This is a genomic window from Aquibacillus kalidii (genome assembly GCF_014280935.1).
Classification (GTDB): domain Bacteria; phylum Bacillota; class Bacilli; order Bacillales; family Amphibacillaceae; genus Aquibacillus_D; species Aquibacillus_D kalidii.
The window spans coordinates 1-15,727 of record NZ_JACLZI010000045.1; the positions used below are offsets into that span (position 1 = coordinate 1).

General features: G+C 35.4%; 18 protein-coding genes. 14 read left to right on the top strand and 4 right to left on the bottom strand.

The features are described 5' to 3' along the window. The first annotated feature begins 423 nt into the window (after window positions 1–423). Window positions 424–1,383: an aromatic acid exporter family protein gene (locus tag H7K77_RS12995; protein ID WP_186578281.1), complete on the top strand. Its 960-nt coding sequence runs from the start codon at window positions 424–426 to the stop codon at window positions 1,381–1,383. A 65-nt stretch (window positions 1,384–1,448) separates the two neighbouring features. Next, complete coding sequence (locus tag H7K77_RS13000; protein WP_186578282.1) at window positions 1,449–1,955, top strand: L,D-transpeptidase; 507 nt, start codon at window positions 1,449–1,451, stop codon at window positions 1,953–1,955. 93 nt (window positions 1,956–2,048) lie between these two features. On the opposite strand, the gene prli42 is transcribed toward H7K77_RS13000, so the two are convergent. Further along, complete coding sequence (prli42, locus tag H7K77_RS13005; protein WP_186578283.1) at window positions 2,049–2,189, bottom strand: stressosome-associated protein Prli42; 141 nt, start codon at window positions 2,187–2,189, stop codon at window positions 2,049–2,051. Window positions 2,190–2,374: 185 nt separating this feature from the next. Between prli42 and H7K77_RS13010 the strand changes: the two genes are divergently transcribed. Both H7K77_RS13010 and H7K77_RS13015 read left to right on the top strand, forming a co-directional pair. Next, entirely contained in the window at window positions 2,375–3,493 is a 1,119-nt protein-coding gene (locus H7K77_RS13010; RefSeq protein ID WP_186578284.1) for a M20/M25/M40 family metallo-hydrolase, read from the top strand. Window positions 3,494–3,652: 159 nt separating this feature from the next. Further along, a complete protein-coding gene (locus tag H7K77_RS13015; protein ID WP_186578285.1) occupies window positions 3,653–4,900 on the top strand; it encodes a DNA polymerase IV in 1,248 nt (415 codons plus the stop codon). Between the two features lie 28 nt (window positions 4,901–4,928). Here the strand turns inward: H7K77_RS13015 and rnz are convergent, their stop codons facing one another. Together rnz and H7K77_RS13025 are read right to left on the bottom strand one after the other, a co-directional pair. Then, complete coding sequence (rnz, locus tag H7K77_RS13020) at window positions 4,929–5,855, bottom strand: ribonuclease Z (RefSeq protein ID WP_186578286.1); 927 nt, start codon at window positions 5,853–5,855, stop codon at window positions 4,929–4,931. Between the two features lie 89 nt (window positions 5,856–5,944). Beyond that, window positions 5,945–6,700 (bottom strand): glycerophosphodiester phosphodiesterase, encoded by a 756-nt coding sequence (locus tag H7K77_RS13025; protein WP_186578287.1) that lies wholly within the window; start codon window positions 6,698–6,700, stop codon window positions 5,945–5,947. A gap of 82 nt (window positions 6,701–6,782) precedes the next feature. On the opposite strand from H7K77_RS13025, the gene H7K77_RS13030 reads away from it, so the two are divergent. From H7K77_RS13030 to H7K77_RS13045, 4 genes are all read left to right on the top strand, one after another. Beyond that, entirely contained in the window at window positions 6,783–8,399 is a 1,617-nt protein-coding gene (locus H7K77_RS13030; RefSeq protein WP_186578288.1) for a M20/M25/M40 family metallo-hydrolase, read from the top strand. 30 nt (window positions 8,400–8,429) lie between these two features. Beyond that, window positions 8,430–9,221, top strand: a complete 792-nt coding sequence (locus H7K77_RS13035; protein ID WP_186578289.1) for an SDR family NAD(P)-dependent oxidoreductase — start codon at window positions 8,430–8,432, stop codon at window positions 9,219–9,221. Window positions 9,222–9,299: 78 nt separating this feature from the next. Continuing rightward, window positions 9,300–9,632 (top strand): iron-sulfur cluster biosynthesis family protein, encoded by a 333-nt coding sequence (locus tag H7K77_RS13040; protein WP_186578290.1) that lies wholly within the window; start codon window positions 9,300–9,302, stop codon window positions 9,630–9,632. Continuing rightward, window positions 9,629–9,859: a YqkE family protein gene (locus H7K77_RS13045; RefSeq protein ID WP_186578291.1), complete on the top strand. Its 231-nt coding sequence runs from the start codon at window positions 9,629–9,631 to the stop codon at window positions 9,857–9,859. Before H7K77_RS13040 ends, H7K77_RS13045 begins: the two co-directional genes overlap by 4 nt. A gap of 75 nt (window positions 9,860–9,934) precedes the next feature. Here the strand turns inward: H7K77_RS13045 and H7K77_RS13050 are convergent, their stop codons facing one another. After that, window positions 9,935–10,855, bottom strand: a complete 921-nt coding sequence (locus H7K77_RS13050) for an aldo/keto reductase (RefSeq protein WP_186578292.1) — start codon at window positions 10,853–10,855, stop codon at window positions 9,935–9,937. Window positions 10,856–10,996: 141 nt separating this feature from the next. On the opposite strand from H7K77_RS13050, the gene H7K77_RS13055 reads away from it, so the two are divergent. From H7K77_RS13055 to xerD, 6 genes are all read left to right on the top strand, one after another. Then, on the top strand, window positions 10,997–11,542 hold the full coding sequence (locus H7K77_RS13055; protein ID WP_186578293.1) for an NUDIX hydrolase: 546 nt from the start codon (window positions 10,997–10,999) through the stop codon (window positions 11,540–11,542). 2 nt (window positions 11,543–11,544) lie between these two features. Continuing rightward, window positions 11,545–12,714: an endonuclease Q family protein gene (locus H7K77_RS13060; protein WP_186578294.1), complete on the top strand. Its 1,170-nt coding sequence runs from the start codon at window positions 11,545–11,547 to the stop codon at window positions 12,712–12,714. Between the two features lie 435 nt (window positions 12,715–13,149). After that, on the top strand, window positions 13,150–13,788 hold the full coding sequence (gene spoIIM / locus H7K77_RS13065) for a stage II sporulation protein M (protein WP_186578295.1): 639 nt from the start codon (window positions 13,150–13,152) through the stop codon (window positions 13,786–13,788). Between the two features lie 108 nt (window positions 13,789–13,896). Continuing rightward, a complete protein-coding gene (fur, locus tag H7K77_RS13070) occupies window positions 13,897–14,367 on the top strand; it encodes a ferric iron uptake transcriptional regulator (RefSeq protein WP_186578296.1) in 471 nt (156 codons plus the stop codon). 232 nt (window positions 14,368–14,599) lie between these two features. Then, window positions 14,600–14,818: a YqzK family protein gene (locus H7K77_RS13075; RefSeq protein WP_186578297.1), complete on the top strand. Its 219-nt coding sequence runs from the start codon at window positions 14,600–14,602 to the stop codon at window positions 14,816–14,818. A 4-nt stretch (window positions 14,819–14,822) separates the two neighbouring features. Next, a complete protein-coding gene (gene xerD, locus H7K77_RS13080) occupies window positions 14,823–15,710 on the top strand; it encodes a site-specific tyrosine recombinase XerD (protein WP_186578298.1) in 888 nt (295 codons plus the stop codon). Window positions 15,711–15,727 lie beyond the last annotated feature (17 nt).

Sequence of the window (15,727 nt, forward strand, 5' to 3'; positions counted from 1 at the left end):
TTACAGAGCTCCTTACGTCGCGAAATAAGAAAAACTAAAAGAATTCGCTTCGTTAGAGGGCTCCTTACGTCGTGAAAATAGAAAAACCAAAAGAAATCGCTTCGTTAGAGGGTAGCTAACGTCGCGAAATTAGAGGAACTATAAGAATTCGCTTTGTTAGAGGGCTCCTTACGTCGTGAAAATAGAAAAACCAAAAGAATTCGCTTCGTTAGAGGGCTCCTTACGTCGCGAAATAAGAAAAACCAAAAAAATTCACTTCGTTAGAGGGCAGCTAACGTCGCGAAGTTAGAAAAACCAAAAGAATTCGCTTCGTTATATCGCCTATCTTATTTCTAACTGGAGAGTCTATAGGAAATGTGTCAGATACAATAATTGTTATAAAGGAGCTAAATTAATACCACTTGGATGATAGGAGTTCTCTTCATGAAAATAGGGTATCGTACACTTAAAACGGCAATTGGCACACCACTTGCTATTTGGATAGCAGAACTAATGCAGCTAGATAATTATGTCTCAGCGGGCATTATTACACTTCTTTGTATTCAGCCAACAAGAAAGAGTTCTTTTTTGACGTCATGGCATCGATTTGGTGCCTGTGTTTTATCAATGTTGTTTGCATTCATAATTTTTGAATTAATCGGTTACCATCCGTTGGCTATTGGAATCTTGTTACTATTATTTATCCCGACAACAATTCCGTTACAGTTATCACCTGGAATCGTTACAAGCTCTGTCATCCTATTACATTTGTACAGTTCAAAAAACATTACTCTGTCTTTAATATTAAATGAGTTTTTTATAATCACCATAGGAATTGGTGTGGCCTTAGTGTTAAATTTATATATGCCAAGCTTAGATACGAATTTAAAAAGGATGCAAGAGAAGGTAGAAGATAATTTCCGTATCATTCTACAGGAGATTGGTTCATACCTTCGAAATGGCAACCAAGCCTGGAATGGCAAGGAAATTACAGAAACGGAGACTTTGCTTAAAGATGCCGAAAGATTGGTGCTACGAGATATTGAAAATCATCTATTACGGGGAAAACATTCTTTTCGGGATTATTTTGCGATGCGTTCTAGACAATTTGAATTACTAAGAAGAATGATTCCCTTAGCAAGCCAAATGACAGTTCTTTATGAACAGTCCTATCGAATTGCTGATTTCTTAGAAGAATTAGCAGAAGCAGTCCATCCAGGGAATACAGCGATGACTCACCTTCAAACTCTTAGAAAATTAAGGAGAGAATTTGAGCAGAGTGAACTACCTAAAACGAGAATTGAGTTTGAATCTAGGGCAAACTTGTTCAGATTATTACATGAAATTGAACAATATTTAGTGCTAAAAAAGAACAGTACGCCAAGACAGAAATTACGAGCATGATAGGAAAGAATGGGCACTCTTTTATTGGGTACACTACTAGAAAAGGATGAAATGAGGTGTGTTTAATGAAAAGTGCGCTTCTTTCTTTAATGGTGATTTTATCACCTTTATGGCCGTTAGGAGAAAACCCTACACCAAACGCTCCATTTATCATAGTCAATAAACAAGTAAACCAATTAGCTTATGTTGACGATAACCAAATCCAGAAGATATACGATGTTGCTACTGGAGCTACGAATGAATTGACCCCGAACGGTTTGCATACCGTAACTGTTAAGGCAGTTGAACCTTATTATCGTAAGAAAAATATTCCTGGTGGTTCACCAGATAACCCATTAGGTACAAGATGGATAGGTTTTAATGCTGAGAATACAGATGGAAGAATATACGGTTTGCATGGAACAAATAATCCTAGTTCTATCGGAAAGAATGCATCTGCTGGATGTGTAAGAATGGAGAATAAGGATGTGGAAGAACTTTTTTCCAACATTCCTATGGGAACTAAAATATATATAACGGATGAGGATAAAGACTTTCAATCGATTGCAAGTGAATGGAACGCAATTAGATGAGAAAGAGGGACTGCTAATAAGAACGCAGTCCCTCTTTCTCATCACTAATCCCCACCCTGAAGGATCCTGGTGGGGTGAACGGTCAAGTTTCAATTAAATAAAAGCAGCTAGTCCATATGTGAAAGTAGATAAGGCCATTGCAATGATCATAATGTACACTATTATTTTAATTCGTTTTTCTCGTTTTGACTTTTTACGTTTTGGTTGTTGTTGAACGCTAGTTTTCGCAGCCATTATTTTGCCCCCTTTAAGCAAGTTGCTATTATTATTTTACCTTGAAATATTAATTTGGACAAGACATGTTTCCTTTCTATTAATTGGATAATTCATAGCTAGTTCAATTAGAAGTTAAAAGATTGACATTATTAATCGGTTTCGCTAACGTTTAATAGAAAGTGTACATATAGGGAGGACCTAAAATGGTTAATGAAAAAAGGCTTATTGATGAATTTTTAGAATTAGTGCAAATTGATTCAGAAACAAAAGAAGAGGCAGCTATATCTGCAGTGTTGAAGAAAAAGTTTACAGATTTAGGACTTGATGTAGTCGAAGATGATAGTAAAGAAAAGACAGGGCATGGTGCAAGTAATCTAGTTTGTACATTAAAAGGAAACAAAGAAGGTGTAGATCCTATCTATTTCACCTCTCATATGGATACTGTAGTTCCAGGTAAAAATATTAAACCTACTATAAAAGATGGTTATATTGTAACAGATGGTACTACAATTCTTGGTGCAGATGATAAAGCAGGCTTGGCAGGTATGTTCGAAGCGATTAGGGTTATGAAAGAAACAAATGTGGAACATGGGGATATTCAATTCATTATTACTGCAGGGGAAGAGTCTGGTCTTGTAGGAGCAAAAGAGCTAGATATGAGCCTCGTTAAAGCTAAATTTGGATATGCATTGGATAGTGACGGAAGTGTGGGTAATATAATTGTAGCTGCTCCTACTCAAGCAAAAGTCAATGCTATTGTGAAAGGAAAAACCGCTCATGCCGGTGTTGCTCCTGAGAAAGGTGTCTCAGCAATTACGATTGCAGCCAAATCTATTGCTAAAATGCCTCTTGGTAGAATTGATGAGGAAACTACAGCTAATATAGGTCGTTTTCAAGGTGGTCAACAAACTAATATAGTTTGTGATTATGTTGAAATTCTTGCTGAAGCGCGCTCATTAATCCCTGAGAAAATGGAAGCACAAGTGCAAAAAATGAAAGAAGCATTTGAAGATACAGCGAAACAAATGGGTGGCAGTGTAGATGTTGAAATAAAAGTGATGTACCCTGGTTTTAAACACCAAGAAGGGGACCATGTCGTTGAAATTGCCAAAAAAGCTGCTAAGCGAATTGGTAGGGAAAGTGAACTTTTACAAAGCGGTGGTGGTAGCGACGCTAATGTAATTGCTGGACATGGCATACCAACAGTTAATCTTGCTGTAGGTTATGAAGATATCCATACAACTAATGAAAAAATGCCAATAACCGAATTAGTAAAAGTAGCTGAGTTAATAACAGCAATTGCCAAAGAAGTAGCAAGCTAAAAGAGTTAATTAGCCAATCCAGTCAGGGTTGGCTAATTTAACGAGCTGAATTCCTAGTTCGGCTTATAAACTATTCACTTCAGTTTAAACTCTTTGTACATGCCTCCTTCTATGCTATAATTATTTTTCGGAACAGTTGTTCTCTAAAGGGAGATAAATATGTCGAAATGGTATCCGAAACAAGGAAGAGTTATCTTACATGTTGATATGAATAGCTTTTATGCATCTGTTGAAATGGCTTACGATCCTAAACTTAAAGGTAAACCATTAGCTATTGCAGGCAACCCGGAGGAAAGACGAGGAATTATTGTAACAAGTAGTTATGAAGCTAGAGAAAAAGGTGTCAAAACAACTATGCCTTTATGGGAAGCTAGGAAGCTTTGTCCAGACCTTGTCGTAATGAGACCTAATTTTGAACGCTATCGATCAGCATCTAAGTCAATGTTTAAAATATTGTCAGATATAACCCCTTTTGTTCAACCAGTTTCTATTGATGAGGGGTACATGGATATTACAGATTGTGAATCTTTAGGATCCCCAATCTTTATTGCAGAAACTATCCAGAAGAGGATAAAGTCTGAGTTAGATTTACCTTGTAGTATCGGGATTGCACCAAACAAATTCTTAGCTAAAATGGCTTCTGATATGAAAAAGCCAATGGGTATTACTATTTTGCGTAAACGAGACCTGGATGAAAAGTTATGGCCTTTACCAGTAGGAGAAATGTATGGAATCGGTAAAAAAACAGCAGATAAGTTAAACAATTTAAAGATCTTTACCATTAAAGACCTAGTAGAAGCAGATTCGTACCAGTTAAAACGAGTTTTAGGAATTAATGGAGAACGTCTTCAAAATCGTGCCAACGGGATTGATCCAAGTCCGGTTGACCCAGATGCTATATATGATTTTAAAAGTATTGGTAGTTCAGAAACGTTACCTCATGATACAACCGATGAATCAGAAATTAAAAAATTAATGAGGCATTTGGTACGAAATGTAACAAGAAGGTTGAAGAGGAAACAAGCGGTAGGTCGAAATATTCAAGTGATGATCAGATTTCATAACAGAAAGACAATAACTAGGAGTATAAAACTTCCCGATTACATAGAGGAGGAAGAGGATATTTTCTCTGTTAGTTACGACCTATTTAATCAAAACTGGAATGGGGAAGCAATTAGGTTATTGGGGGTTACTGTCCAAGATATCGCAGAAAAGAAGGATGTAGCCCAACAACTTGATTTGTTTACCTACGAAAAAGATGCTAGTAAAGAAAAATTATATGAAGCAATCGATAAGTTGACTGACAAGTACGGAGAGAATCCTTTTAAAACTTTTAAGTATGAAGATGACCAAGAGCAACCTCGAACTAGTTTTCAGAAAGACTTTTTAGATGATTATAAACAATAAGAAAAACTGATTTTAATGATATATAAAATCAGTTTTTTGCTTGGATTTCTATCTCAAAAAAGTCATGAGCAATGCTCGTATTTTCAAACGTTTCTTGTGCTTCTTGTCTTAGATGGTCATTGCTATCGTCCTGATATCTAGAGGAGATATGGGTCAAAATGAGTTTTTTAACTTGCCCATCCTTAGCCAGTAGTGCAGCCTGCTTCGTTGTAGAATGAAAATAGTTATAAGCTAATTCTTCCTGAGACTGTTCAAATGTAGATTCATGAACTAACACATCCGAGTCTCTTACAAATTCGTCTAGAGTAGGAACATATCGCGTATCCCCCAAAATCGTTACAATTCTTCCGGGTTTTTCAGGCCCGATGAAATCTTTTCTATACAAAATTTCCCCGTTTTCTAATTGAACTTGATCCATTTCTTTTATTTGTTTATAAATAGGTCCAGGATGTACCCCAATGTCTTTTAATTTATTAGGTTGTAACTGCCCTGGTAAATCTTTTTCCACAATCCGGTAACCATAACTAATAATCCCATGATCTAATTTAGCACAGGAAACGACAAATTGTTCGTCTTCATAGGTAATTCCATCTGACACTTCTACGAAATTAAGGGGATATGCGAGCCTAGTTCCACTGATTTGCAAGCTAGTTTCTACGAATTCTCTAATCCCTTTAGGGCCATATATAGTTAATGCTGATTCCCCGTTTTGGAATGATCGACTGCTAAGGAAACCAGGGAGACCATAAATGTGATCCCCGTGTAAATGTGTGATGAAAATTTTATCTATTTTTCTTGGTCGTATATTAGTCCGGAGAATTTGGTGTTGGGTCGCTTCCCCGCAATCAAATAGCCAAACAGAACCGTTTTCTTGTTGCATTTCTAACGCGATAGAAGATACGTTTCGTTCTTTACTAGGTACACCTGCCCCAGTCCCTAGGAAAATTAATCTCATTACGTAAACCTCCTGTTACATACCGTGGAGTGTATTGCATTATAATAGTAAATTAATTAATGCAGGACTTCATCCATAAATTATTGGCATTAATTACTATCCTTATTAGCTTTTGTTTCAAATTGTTTTCGTGTATCAATGGCAACATGCGGTACATCAGTGAAAATAGCATGACAACCTAGTTTAAAGCAACGCATAATTTGAGTTGGTCTGTTCACTGTATATGTTGCTACATACATATTGTTACTGTGCGCATTTCTGACTATGGAACGATTTAACAGACGATAGCGGATATGCAGACCAGTAGCCCCTAAATTTTTTGAATAACCAACAAGATCTTTAATTTTACTTGAGGTTAAAAAAGCGGTTGTCAAATCTTTGTCTATACCTTCCAGTCTTTTAACACTTTCCGCATTAAAAGTGGAAATAACTGTTCTTGTAAGAACGTCGTATTTTTTAAGAAGGTCATATACTATTTTTTCTAAGTTTTTATAGTCGATAACATTATTTTTCAATTCAATATTAATTTTAAGATTTTTATCTTTAATCCAACTTAGGAACTGATCAAGTGATATGATAGTAGTACCTGCATAGTGTTCGGAAAACCATGATCCTGCATCTAACTTTTGTAATTCTTCCAATGTATAATCCTGAACAAAGCCTGTTCCGTCTGTAGTTCGTCTTACATTTTCATCATGGATTAAGACAGGAACGTGGTCTTTCGTCAGTTGTACATCTGTCTCAATTCCATCTGCACCCATTTGATAAGCCAAATCGAATGCAGGCATTGTATTTTCTGGAGCTAGTTTACTAGCACCTCGATGCGCGAAAATAATCGTTTTCAAAAGCATCACCTTTTCACTAAGAGTTTTCTTAATGATTGTGGTACATTTTAACAAAAAAGTCAATTTGAAAGGGAGTTTTGATTTGGAACAATGGAAATCTAGACAACAATTGACTGATTTATTATGTTCATTAGTTCGTTACCCTAGTATTACAGGTAGTGAAGCTGAACTTGAGTTCCCTCAGTTTGTTCATTCCCTATTAAGCGATTACCCATATTTTCAAAAGCATTCAGAAAATTTACAATTACACCCCCTGAGTGATGGTAGACAGCTATTAACGGCATTAGTTAAGCAAGAGGATGTTAGTGATACTGTCTTATTACTAAGTCATTTTGATGTCGTAGGAGTAGATGACTATGGGTCACTGAAAAATTTAGCCTTTCACCCAAGAGAATTAACGGAAGAAATGATGAAAAGGAATAAGGATTTACCGTCACTAGTCCAAAAAGATATGGACTCATCTTCTTGGTTATTCGGCCGAGGTGTTATGGACATGAAGGCAGGGTTAGCTATTCATTTATCCATGATAGAAAAAGCAATAAATGGTGAGTTTACGGGTAATCTCCTTTTGGTAACAGTACCAGATGAAGAAGTTAACTCTTTAGGAATGTTAACTGCATTACCGATCATTAAACAGTATAAACAGGAGAAAAACTTAAATTACCTGGTTTGTATCAATGGGGAACCAATGTTTAGTAGGTATCCTGGTGATTCAAATTATTACTTATATTCTGGCTCAATCGGAAAAGTTCTACCGGGTTTCTTCTGTTATGGTAAAGAAACCCATGTTGGAGAACCGTTTGCAGGATTAAATGCAAACATGATGATCAGTTATCTCTCCAGAGAATTAGAATTAAATGAAAACTTTATTGAGGAAAATGGTGATGAAGTGACTCCACCACCAGTAAGTTTAATGCAACGTGATTTAAAGGAAGAATACTCTGTACAAACACCGACAACTGCTGTTGCCATGTATAATGTACTTTATCTAAAGCAATCTATCTCCGAAATAAATGATAAATTAATAAATGCTGCTAATAATGCTCGAAATGCTATCATAGAGCACTTTAATAATAAAGTAGATAACTATTCGAAATATGACCATGATTTTATAAAGCCGACTATTAGTATTAAGGTGTTTCTGTATGAGGAGCTATATGACATAGCAATAAAACGTTACGGGAAAAAGGAAATGGAAAGAAGACAAAATTTATTAATTAGTCAACGTCAGCAAGGTGACCGTGATTTCTCAACACTTCTCGTTCAAGATCTTGCATCTTTATGTAAAGATCTTGGTCCAATGATTGTTATCTTTTATAGTCCGCCTTTTTATCCAGCTGTATCGTCACATGGTAATTCTTTCGTTCGTAGGCTTGTTCATCAGGTTCAGCAACTATCATTAGATAAATTTAAGGTTAAACTAAAAGAATTAGAGTATTTTCCTGGATTATCTGATTTAAGTTTTATAGGACCCTCTAATGCAAAGGGAAATTTAATGCCACTGGTGAACAATTTACCTTTACAACATAATGGTTATCAGATCCCGGAAGAAATACTTGAAGACATTTCGATGCCAATTATTAATATGGGACCTTTGGGGAAAGACCCTCACCAATGGACAGAAAGGTTAGAATTAGAATATAGTTTTGAACAATTACCTTTATTATTAACGGAAACAATAAAAGCAGCATTTAAATAGTAGTATTGGTACTAAAGGACAGGTGAGACTATGACTAAATTACGAAATAAAAACATCATTATTACAGGTGCTTCTTCTGGAATAGGGGAAGAAATCGCGCTACAAGTTGCAGAGCAAGGTGGTAATCCTATATTAGTAGCCCGTTCCGTAGATAAACTGAAACGAATGAAAATGGAGCTGGAATCAACTTATTCGGTTAAATGCTCGTTTTATCAGGCTGATTTGACTGATTTATCTGAGTGGAGAAGAACGTTACATCAAATAATGGAGGATATTGCCCAAGTTGATGCCTTAATTAATAATGCAGGTTTCGGGATATTTAATAAAGTAGGGGAAACAAATTGGGAAGATATAGAGCGAATGTTTCAACTAAATGTGTATGCACTTATAATGGGTACCCATGAAATTCTTCCGTATTTTATTAATAGACGAGAAGGTCACATCATAAATATAGGCTCCCAAGCAGGGAAAATTGCTACCCCTAAATCATCAGTTTATAGTGCAACAAAGCATGCAGTAATCGGTTTTTCAAATGCATTGAGACTAGAAGTAGAAGATCAAGGTGTGTTTGTGACTACTGTTAATCTAGGCCCTGTCCGTACTAATTTTTTTGACATGGCAGACCCTTCTGGTAATTATCAGAAAGCGATTGGACGGTACATGCTTGATCCAGAAAAAGTTGCTCGCAACATAACGAAAGCATTATTTACAAATAAAAGGGAGATTAATATGCCAGGATGGATGGAAATGGGGAGTAAATTTTACAACTTGTTTCCAAAATTAACAGAACGGATGTTAAAGAGCCAGTTTAATAAAAAATGAGTTTCAATCTCTGTACTATTGAAAAGACTTGTGATATTTTTTTAATGAGAATTACTATAAATAAAGGGGGACCTTCTAGTGAACTTACAGGTTACTTCTGCAGCCACTAAGAAAATACAAGAATTAAACCAATCGGGAGCTCGTTTCCTATGGTTATATTATGATACAGTAGATTGCGGGTGTGGAGTAAATGGTTTACCAACCATCCGCCTAGTAAAAGAAACGAATCATACCTTTATGAAAGTGGAAAATGATCCGTTTGAGGTCATTGTTCATAAACAACAAGCAACATTTTTTGCAGAGCAAATGAAGTTGGATTTTAATGGAAACAGTTTTCGATTATCAAGTCCTTCAGGTATTCTAAATCCAATCATACCTGAAGGCGACTTATTAAAAGGTGACGTTGCATGAAAAAAGATAAGCGCAATGAGGGTCTTGGGAATACATTAAAGGATAGACTCAATGGTGATTTGGTTTCAAAACTTGCATCTAAAAAACAAACCTTACAAAAACAACAAGAAGAAGTTGAAGAAAGACAACGGCAGGAAAGAATCGAAGAACGGAGAAGAAAAGAAAAAAATAAAAGCTTTGAAGAGTTACTAGCAGAAAGTAACATGGATTGGAAAAAATTCAAATAAAGTTTTAGGAAATAACCACCAAAAAGAACACCGCACACTAATAACGGTGTTCTTTTTGGTAAGGTAGCATCATCATTATCGATGATTCATGTATTGGAGTGGTTTGGTTATTTGCTGTAACTCTTTAGCTTGGTCAATCGTTAATCTTTCAGCCTGAAGAGAAGTTATGTTATTTTCAAGCTGACTGATACTGCTTGCTCCAAAAACAGCACTTGCTAATGCTGGGTGGTGTAGTACGTACTGTAATGCAATACCAGTAATAGAATGTTTAGTATTCTTAGAGAATGTCTGAAGTTTATTTGTAATCTCTTCTAATTCAGCCTGGGAGTATTCTAAATATCCAGATGCCCCCTTATGTAACACTGCTTCTTTACTATTGTCTGATAACATCCCCTTTGCAACAGGCCCTCTTGCTACAACACTAATTTCGTTTTTTGCTAATAAATCTAGAATCTCTTCCTCGGGTCTACGGTCTAGTAAACTGTATTGCATCATAACACTAACAATATTGGAGCGCTTCACATATTCCTTAATGACATTCGGGCGGATAGAAGAGATACCATAATAACGAATCAAACCCTCTTTCTGTAATTCCTCAAAGGCCTCAATGGTTTCATCAATGGGGTCAACAATTGTACCGCCATGCAATTGATAAAGGTCGATATAATCAGTTTGAAGCCTCTTTAAACTCTCTTTTACCTGTTGTTTAATGTAGCTCTTAGACGGATCCCAAAACCAACTACCATCCTCATTTAAATGGTTTCCAACTTTTGTCGCTAAAATAATTTGATCTCTTTTAGATTTTATTGCCTTTCCTACGATTTCTTCATTTTTACCTTGGTCATAAAGATCAGCGGTATCTAAATAATTTATTCCTCGATCTATAGCTTCATCAACAATGTAAGTAGCTTTCTTTTCATCTGTACCAAGAGACATGCAGCCTAGAGCTAGCTCTGATACAAAAAGATCTGATTTACCTAATTTATTTTGTTTCATAAAAAAACCACCTTTCCATATACTCATGTCCTATTTTAAAATCAATGAATGTCAAATACAACGAAAGTGAATGCTAGGTTATGTTAAAATAATCGTTATACATAAATTCTTTGTCAATAAATCAAAGAGGAGATTAGATAAATGACCAATTTTGAAGAAAAAACAATCCAGTCCAAACAAATCTTTAAGGGAAGGGTAATAAATGTACAAGTTGATGAAGTGACATTGCCTAACGGGAAAACTTCTAACCGTGAATTAGTCAAACACCCCGGTGCAGTTGCGGTTATTGCTGTCACAAAAGAAAACAAAATTATCTTTGTAGAGCAATATAGAAAACCACTAGAAAAGAGTATAGTTGAGATTCCTGCCGGTAAGCTAGAGTTAGGGGAGGAACCTATTGTTACGGCAAAGAGAGAATTAGAGGAAGAGACAGGGTACACGACGAATGAGCTAGAATTAGTTTCGTCATTTTATACTTCGCCAGGCTTTGCTGACGAAATTCTCTATATCTTTTTTACGGATAAATTAGAGTTGTTAACAGAAACGAAGGATCTAGATGAAGATGAATTTGTAGAATTAATGGAGCTTAGTTTAGAAGATGCGCTAGAACTTATTAAACAACAAAAGATACATGACGCAAAAACGATATTTGCTATTCAATATCTTCAATTAAAAGGAATGAAGTAATCGTGACACTAGCACCTTATTATGTTGATTTACACATACACATTGGTCGTGATAAAGACAATAAACCAGTAAAAATTACTGGATCAAAAACATTAACCTTAACAAATGTGTTAAAGGAATCAAGCAGAAATAAAGGTATCGATATGGTAGGAATTATAGATTGCCATGTACCATCTGTTCAGGATGAGATCGAGAATCTAATCTCAAAGGGAGAAGCCGTTCCCTTAGAAGAAGGTGGGATTAAGTTTGAAAAAGTAACCCTATTATTAGGTTGTGAGATTGAAATATATGATGAAAACTGTCATGGGCCCATACATGTACTATGTTTTCTTCCAACATTATCACAAATGAAAGAATTTACTTCCTGGTTATCAGATAGGATGACTAATATAAATTTGAGTTCTCAACGGATTTATGGAACAGCGAAAGAGCTTCAATATAAAGTGAAGCAACTAGAAGGATTATTTATACCAGCACATGTTTTTACGCCGTTTAAAAGTCTCTATGGAAAGGGTGTGAAGCAGTCTTTAACAGAGGTGTTAGACCCAGACTTAATTGATGCGATAGAATTAGGGCTTAGTGCTGATACTAAAATGGCAGATTGTTTATCCGAGTTACACTCTTATACATATGTAACAAATTCAGATGCGCACTCCTTAGCTAAGATTGCTAGAGAGTATCAAAAAATTCAAATGAACACACCTTCTTTTAAAGAATTAGAATGGGCCTTACATGGTATTGAAGGAAGACAAGTATTAGAAAATTTTGGTCTAAATCCACTTCTAGGAAAATATCACGTTACTGTCTGTAAAGAGTGTCTAACTCCCAAAAAAGAAAAAAGGGTATGCGATAATTGTGATTCTAATAAGGTGATTAAAGGTGTTTCTGATCGAATTGCAGAGCTAGCAAATGGTACAAAGACAGCTACAAATAGACCAAGGTATACAAATCAGGTACCGCTTGATTACATTCCTACTTTGGGACCTAAGACATTTGAAAAGTTGTTAAGCAATTTTGGTACGGAAATGAATATTATTCATAATGTTTCTAAAAGTGAATTGAAAAACGTCGTCAGTGAACAAATCGCATCCTCTATTATCGCTATGCGAGAAGGTAGTCTTAACCTCACCCCAGGCGGAGGTGGCAAATACGGGAAAGTAGGAAAAAGTTAACGAAATAATTTCTTGACTTAATTTCAATAGACTTTGCAGTGGTTATTCTCTTATTTACTTATTAGATGAGTGTTATAACTCGGTCAGCAGAGTACTCAGCTTTTCGTGGGAAAGGAACAGTCTGAAGACCCCACAGTGAGTGAGGGAACTACTTGAGTAATCTTTTTTCTCCTTTGCGCCGAGGAAGCTTAAGTGTTCCCCACGGAAAGCGAGTATTTTTCCACAGCGTGGCACTTGCACTTAGTTAAATAAAGAATGCAGTTGCTAGTGGTTTTCTCTCAATTATATGTTTGCATTTAAAGAATGCTCTTAAAAAGAGTCTAGGTGGAAGAAATATATTTAACAAAATACTAGGAAGTTTCTGGTCTATTTTTTACATGGGTCTCATAGATTCTAACTACAAGATAGTTTTAGTAGAAAGAACGGAGGAATTACATGTATAAAAATAAGACCCTTGCATCAGACCATATTAATAATCACGCGGTTATTTACTTTTTTATGCTTGTTTTGTTTCTAATCGGTATTATTTTTGGTGCAATAATTGTTAATAGTATGAACATTATTCAAAAACAAGATTTATTCTTTTACTTAGATCAATTTTTTGGCAAGTTATTAGAGGGACCAATAGTAGAAAAGAATGAAATGCTAAAAGATACGTTTCTGTACCATTTAAATTATTTGTTGTTACTTTTCATCTTGGGACTTTCCATTATTGGGTTACCTATTATATGGATATTACTATTTGTAAAAGGGTTAGTGGTAGGCTTTTCAGTTGGCTTTTTTGTTAATCAAATGGGATGGAAAGGATTATTATTTGCCGCGGCATCGATAGCACCGCAGAATCTGCTAATAATACCTATTTATTTAATTGCAGGTAGTCTAGCTATGATTTTTTCATTAGCTTTATTAAGGAAGTTATTTTCCAGACGACTTCAACAACCGATACTTCAACCATTCACCAGATATGCAACATTATTTATTCTTCTAATAGGAGTTGTTGGGATTGCTTCTGTTATTGAGTCGTTTGTTTCTAATGAAGCAATGGAATTAGTTATTAAATGGATGTATAAATAATAATTATTATAAATTAATATTAATTATTTTTTATTATTGATAATTATTGTAATTGACACGAGTTTCATGTCTGCTTATAATTGGAAATATGTGAGGGAGGTTTCAGACATGGAACATCGTATAGATCGGATTAAAAAGCAGCTGCATGCACAAAGTTATAAACTTACTCCACAACGTGAAGCTACTGTACGTGTACTTTTAGAAAGAGAAGAAGACCATTTAAGTGCAGAGGATGTTTACCTCCTCGTGAAAGAAAAGGCACCAGAAATAGGTTTAGCTACGGTATATCGTACACTTGAATTATTATCTGAATTAAAAATTGTAGATAAAATAAATTTTGGAGATGGCGTCTCTCGATATGACCTACGAAAAGAGGGGGCTGCCCATTTCCATCACCATTTAGTATGCACAGAGTGCGGTTCTGTTGAAGAGATAGTGGAAGATTTACTAGAGGATGTGGAAAAAATCGTAGAAAATGACTGGGGATTTTTGGTGAAAGATCACCGACTCACTTTCCACGGTGTTTGCCGTCAATGTCAAACGAAGTCAGCTGAAGTACAGGAGACTACTACCATATAACTTCCGAAGCCTTTTTAGAATGAAAAAGGCTTCTTTTCGCTTTTATAAAGCTTCGTACCAGTGGTGAAGTGAAAAATGAGATTCAAGTAAAGTAAAAGAATAAAGTAATAGGTAGTTAAATCTATCTCTTTATTTTTGATATAAAATATGAAGAAATCACGTATATTTTAATGGTTTTTTGGCATATCTTTGTATTGTAGACTAATGGCTTTACAATAAGGAGAATCGCTTTATGAGACCTGTATTATCTTTAGTTAAAGATACGCTTAAAATTTTTGTGATATTTACAGCTTGTACGATACTATTTTATTTTGGATTAAAAGCAATGCATGCCGAATATGAAGAGTATCATCGCTATGACCCACCCGAGGGAAAAGCTGTGAAAGTTTTCAATTATGAAGAGAGAGGCATTTTAGATAGATTATCTATATTTTTTCGATTAGGGGAGTAACGTTATGCAAGATGAAATAAACGATTTCTTACACTATTTGCAGGTTGAAAGGGGATTATCTACTAATACATTACAGTCTTATAAACGCGACTTAAAAGGCTATCATAAACATATAAGTAATATCTGTGAGATGGATCAATGGAATTTAGTAGGTAGACCCCAAGTTATGCAATACTTGTATGAGCTTAATGAGCAAGGCAAGTCATCTTCAACCATTGCTAGAACGTTATCTACTTTACGCCTTTTTCATCAGTTTTTAGTAAGAGAATATAATACATCAAATGATCCTACGTTACATATTGAAACACCAAAGAAAGAAAGGAAATTACCCAAAGTATTGTCATCCCAGGAAATAGATGCATTATTAAAAATGGAAGGTGACGACCCATTAACGATTCGAAATCGCGCCATGCTTGAAATTTTATATGCAACAGGTTTACGGGTTTCAGAATTAGTAGCACTAAAAATGAACGATCTCCACCTAACAATGGGGTTTGTAAGATGTTTTGGAAAAGGTTCAAAGGAAAGGATTGTACCTCTTGGCAACATAGCCAAAGAAACGGTAGAATCTTATTTGGCATTAAGTAGAAATAAATTGCTAAAGAATAAGGCAACAGAGGAATTATTTGTTAATCATCAAGGGAATCGATTGACTAGACAAGGATTTTGGAAAATTTTAAAAGCTATTTCGTCTGAAGCCGGTATTACGAAAGAAATTACTCCACATACATTAAGACATTCGTTTGCGACTCACTTGTTGGAAAACGGCGCGGATTTAAGAGCTGTTCAGGAAATGTTGGGGCATGCGGATATTTCTACTACTCAAATCTATACACATGTTACAAAAAGTAGATTAAAGGATATCTATCAGACCTATCACCCACGTGCATAGGTGAAGATAGTCTGTTA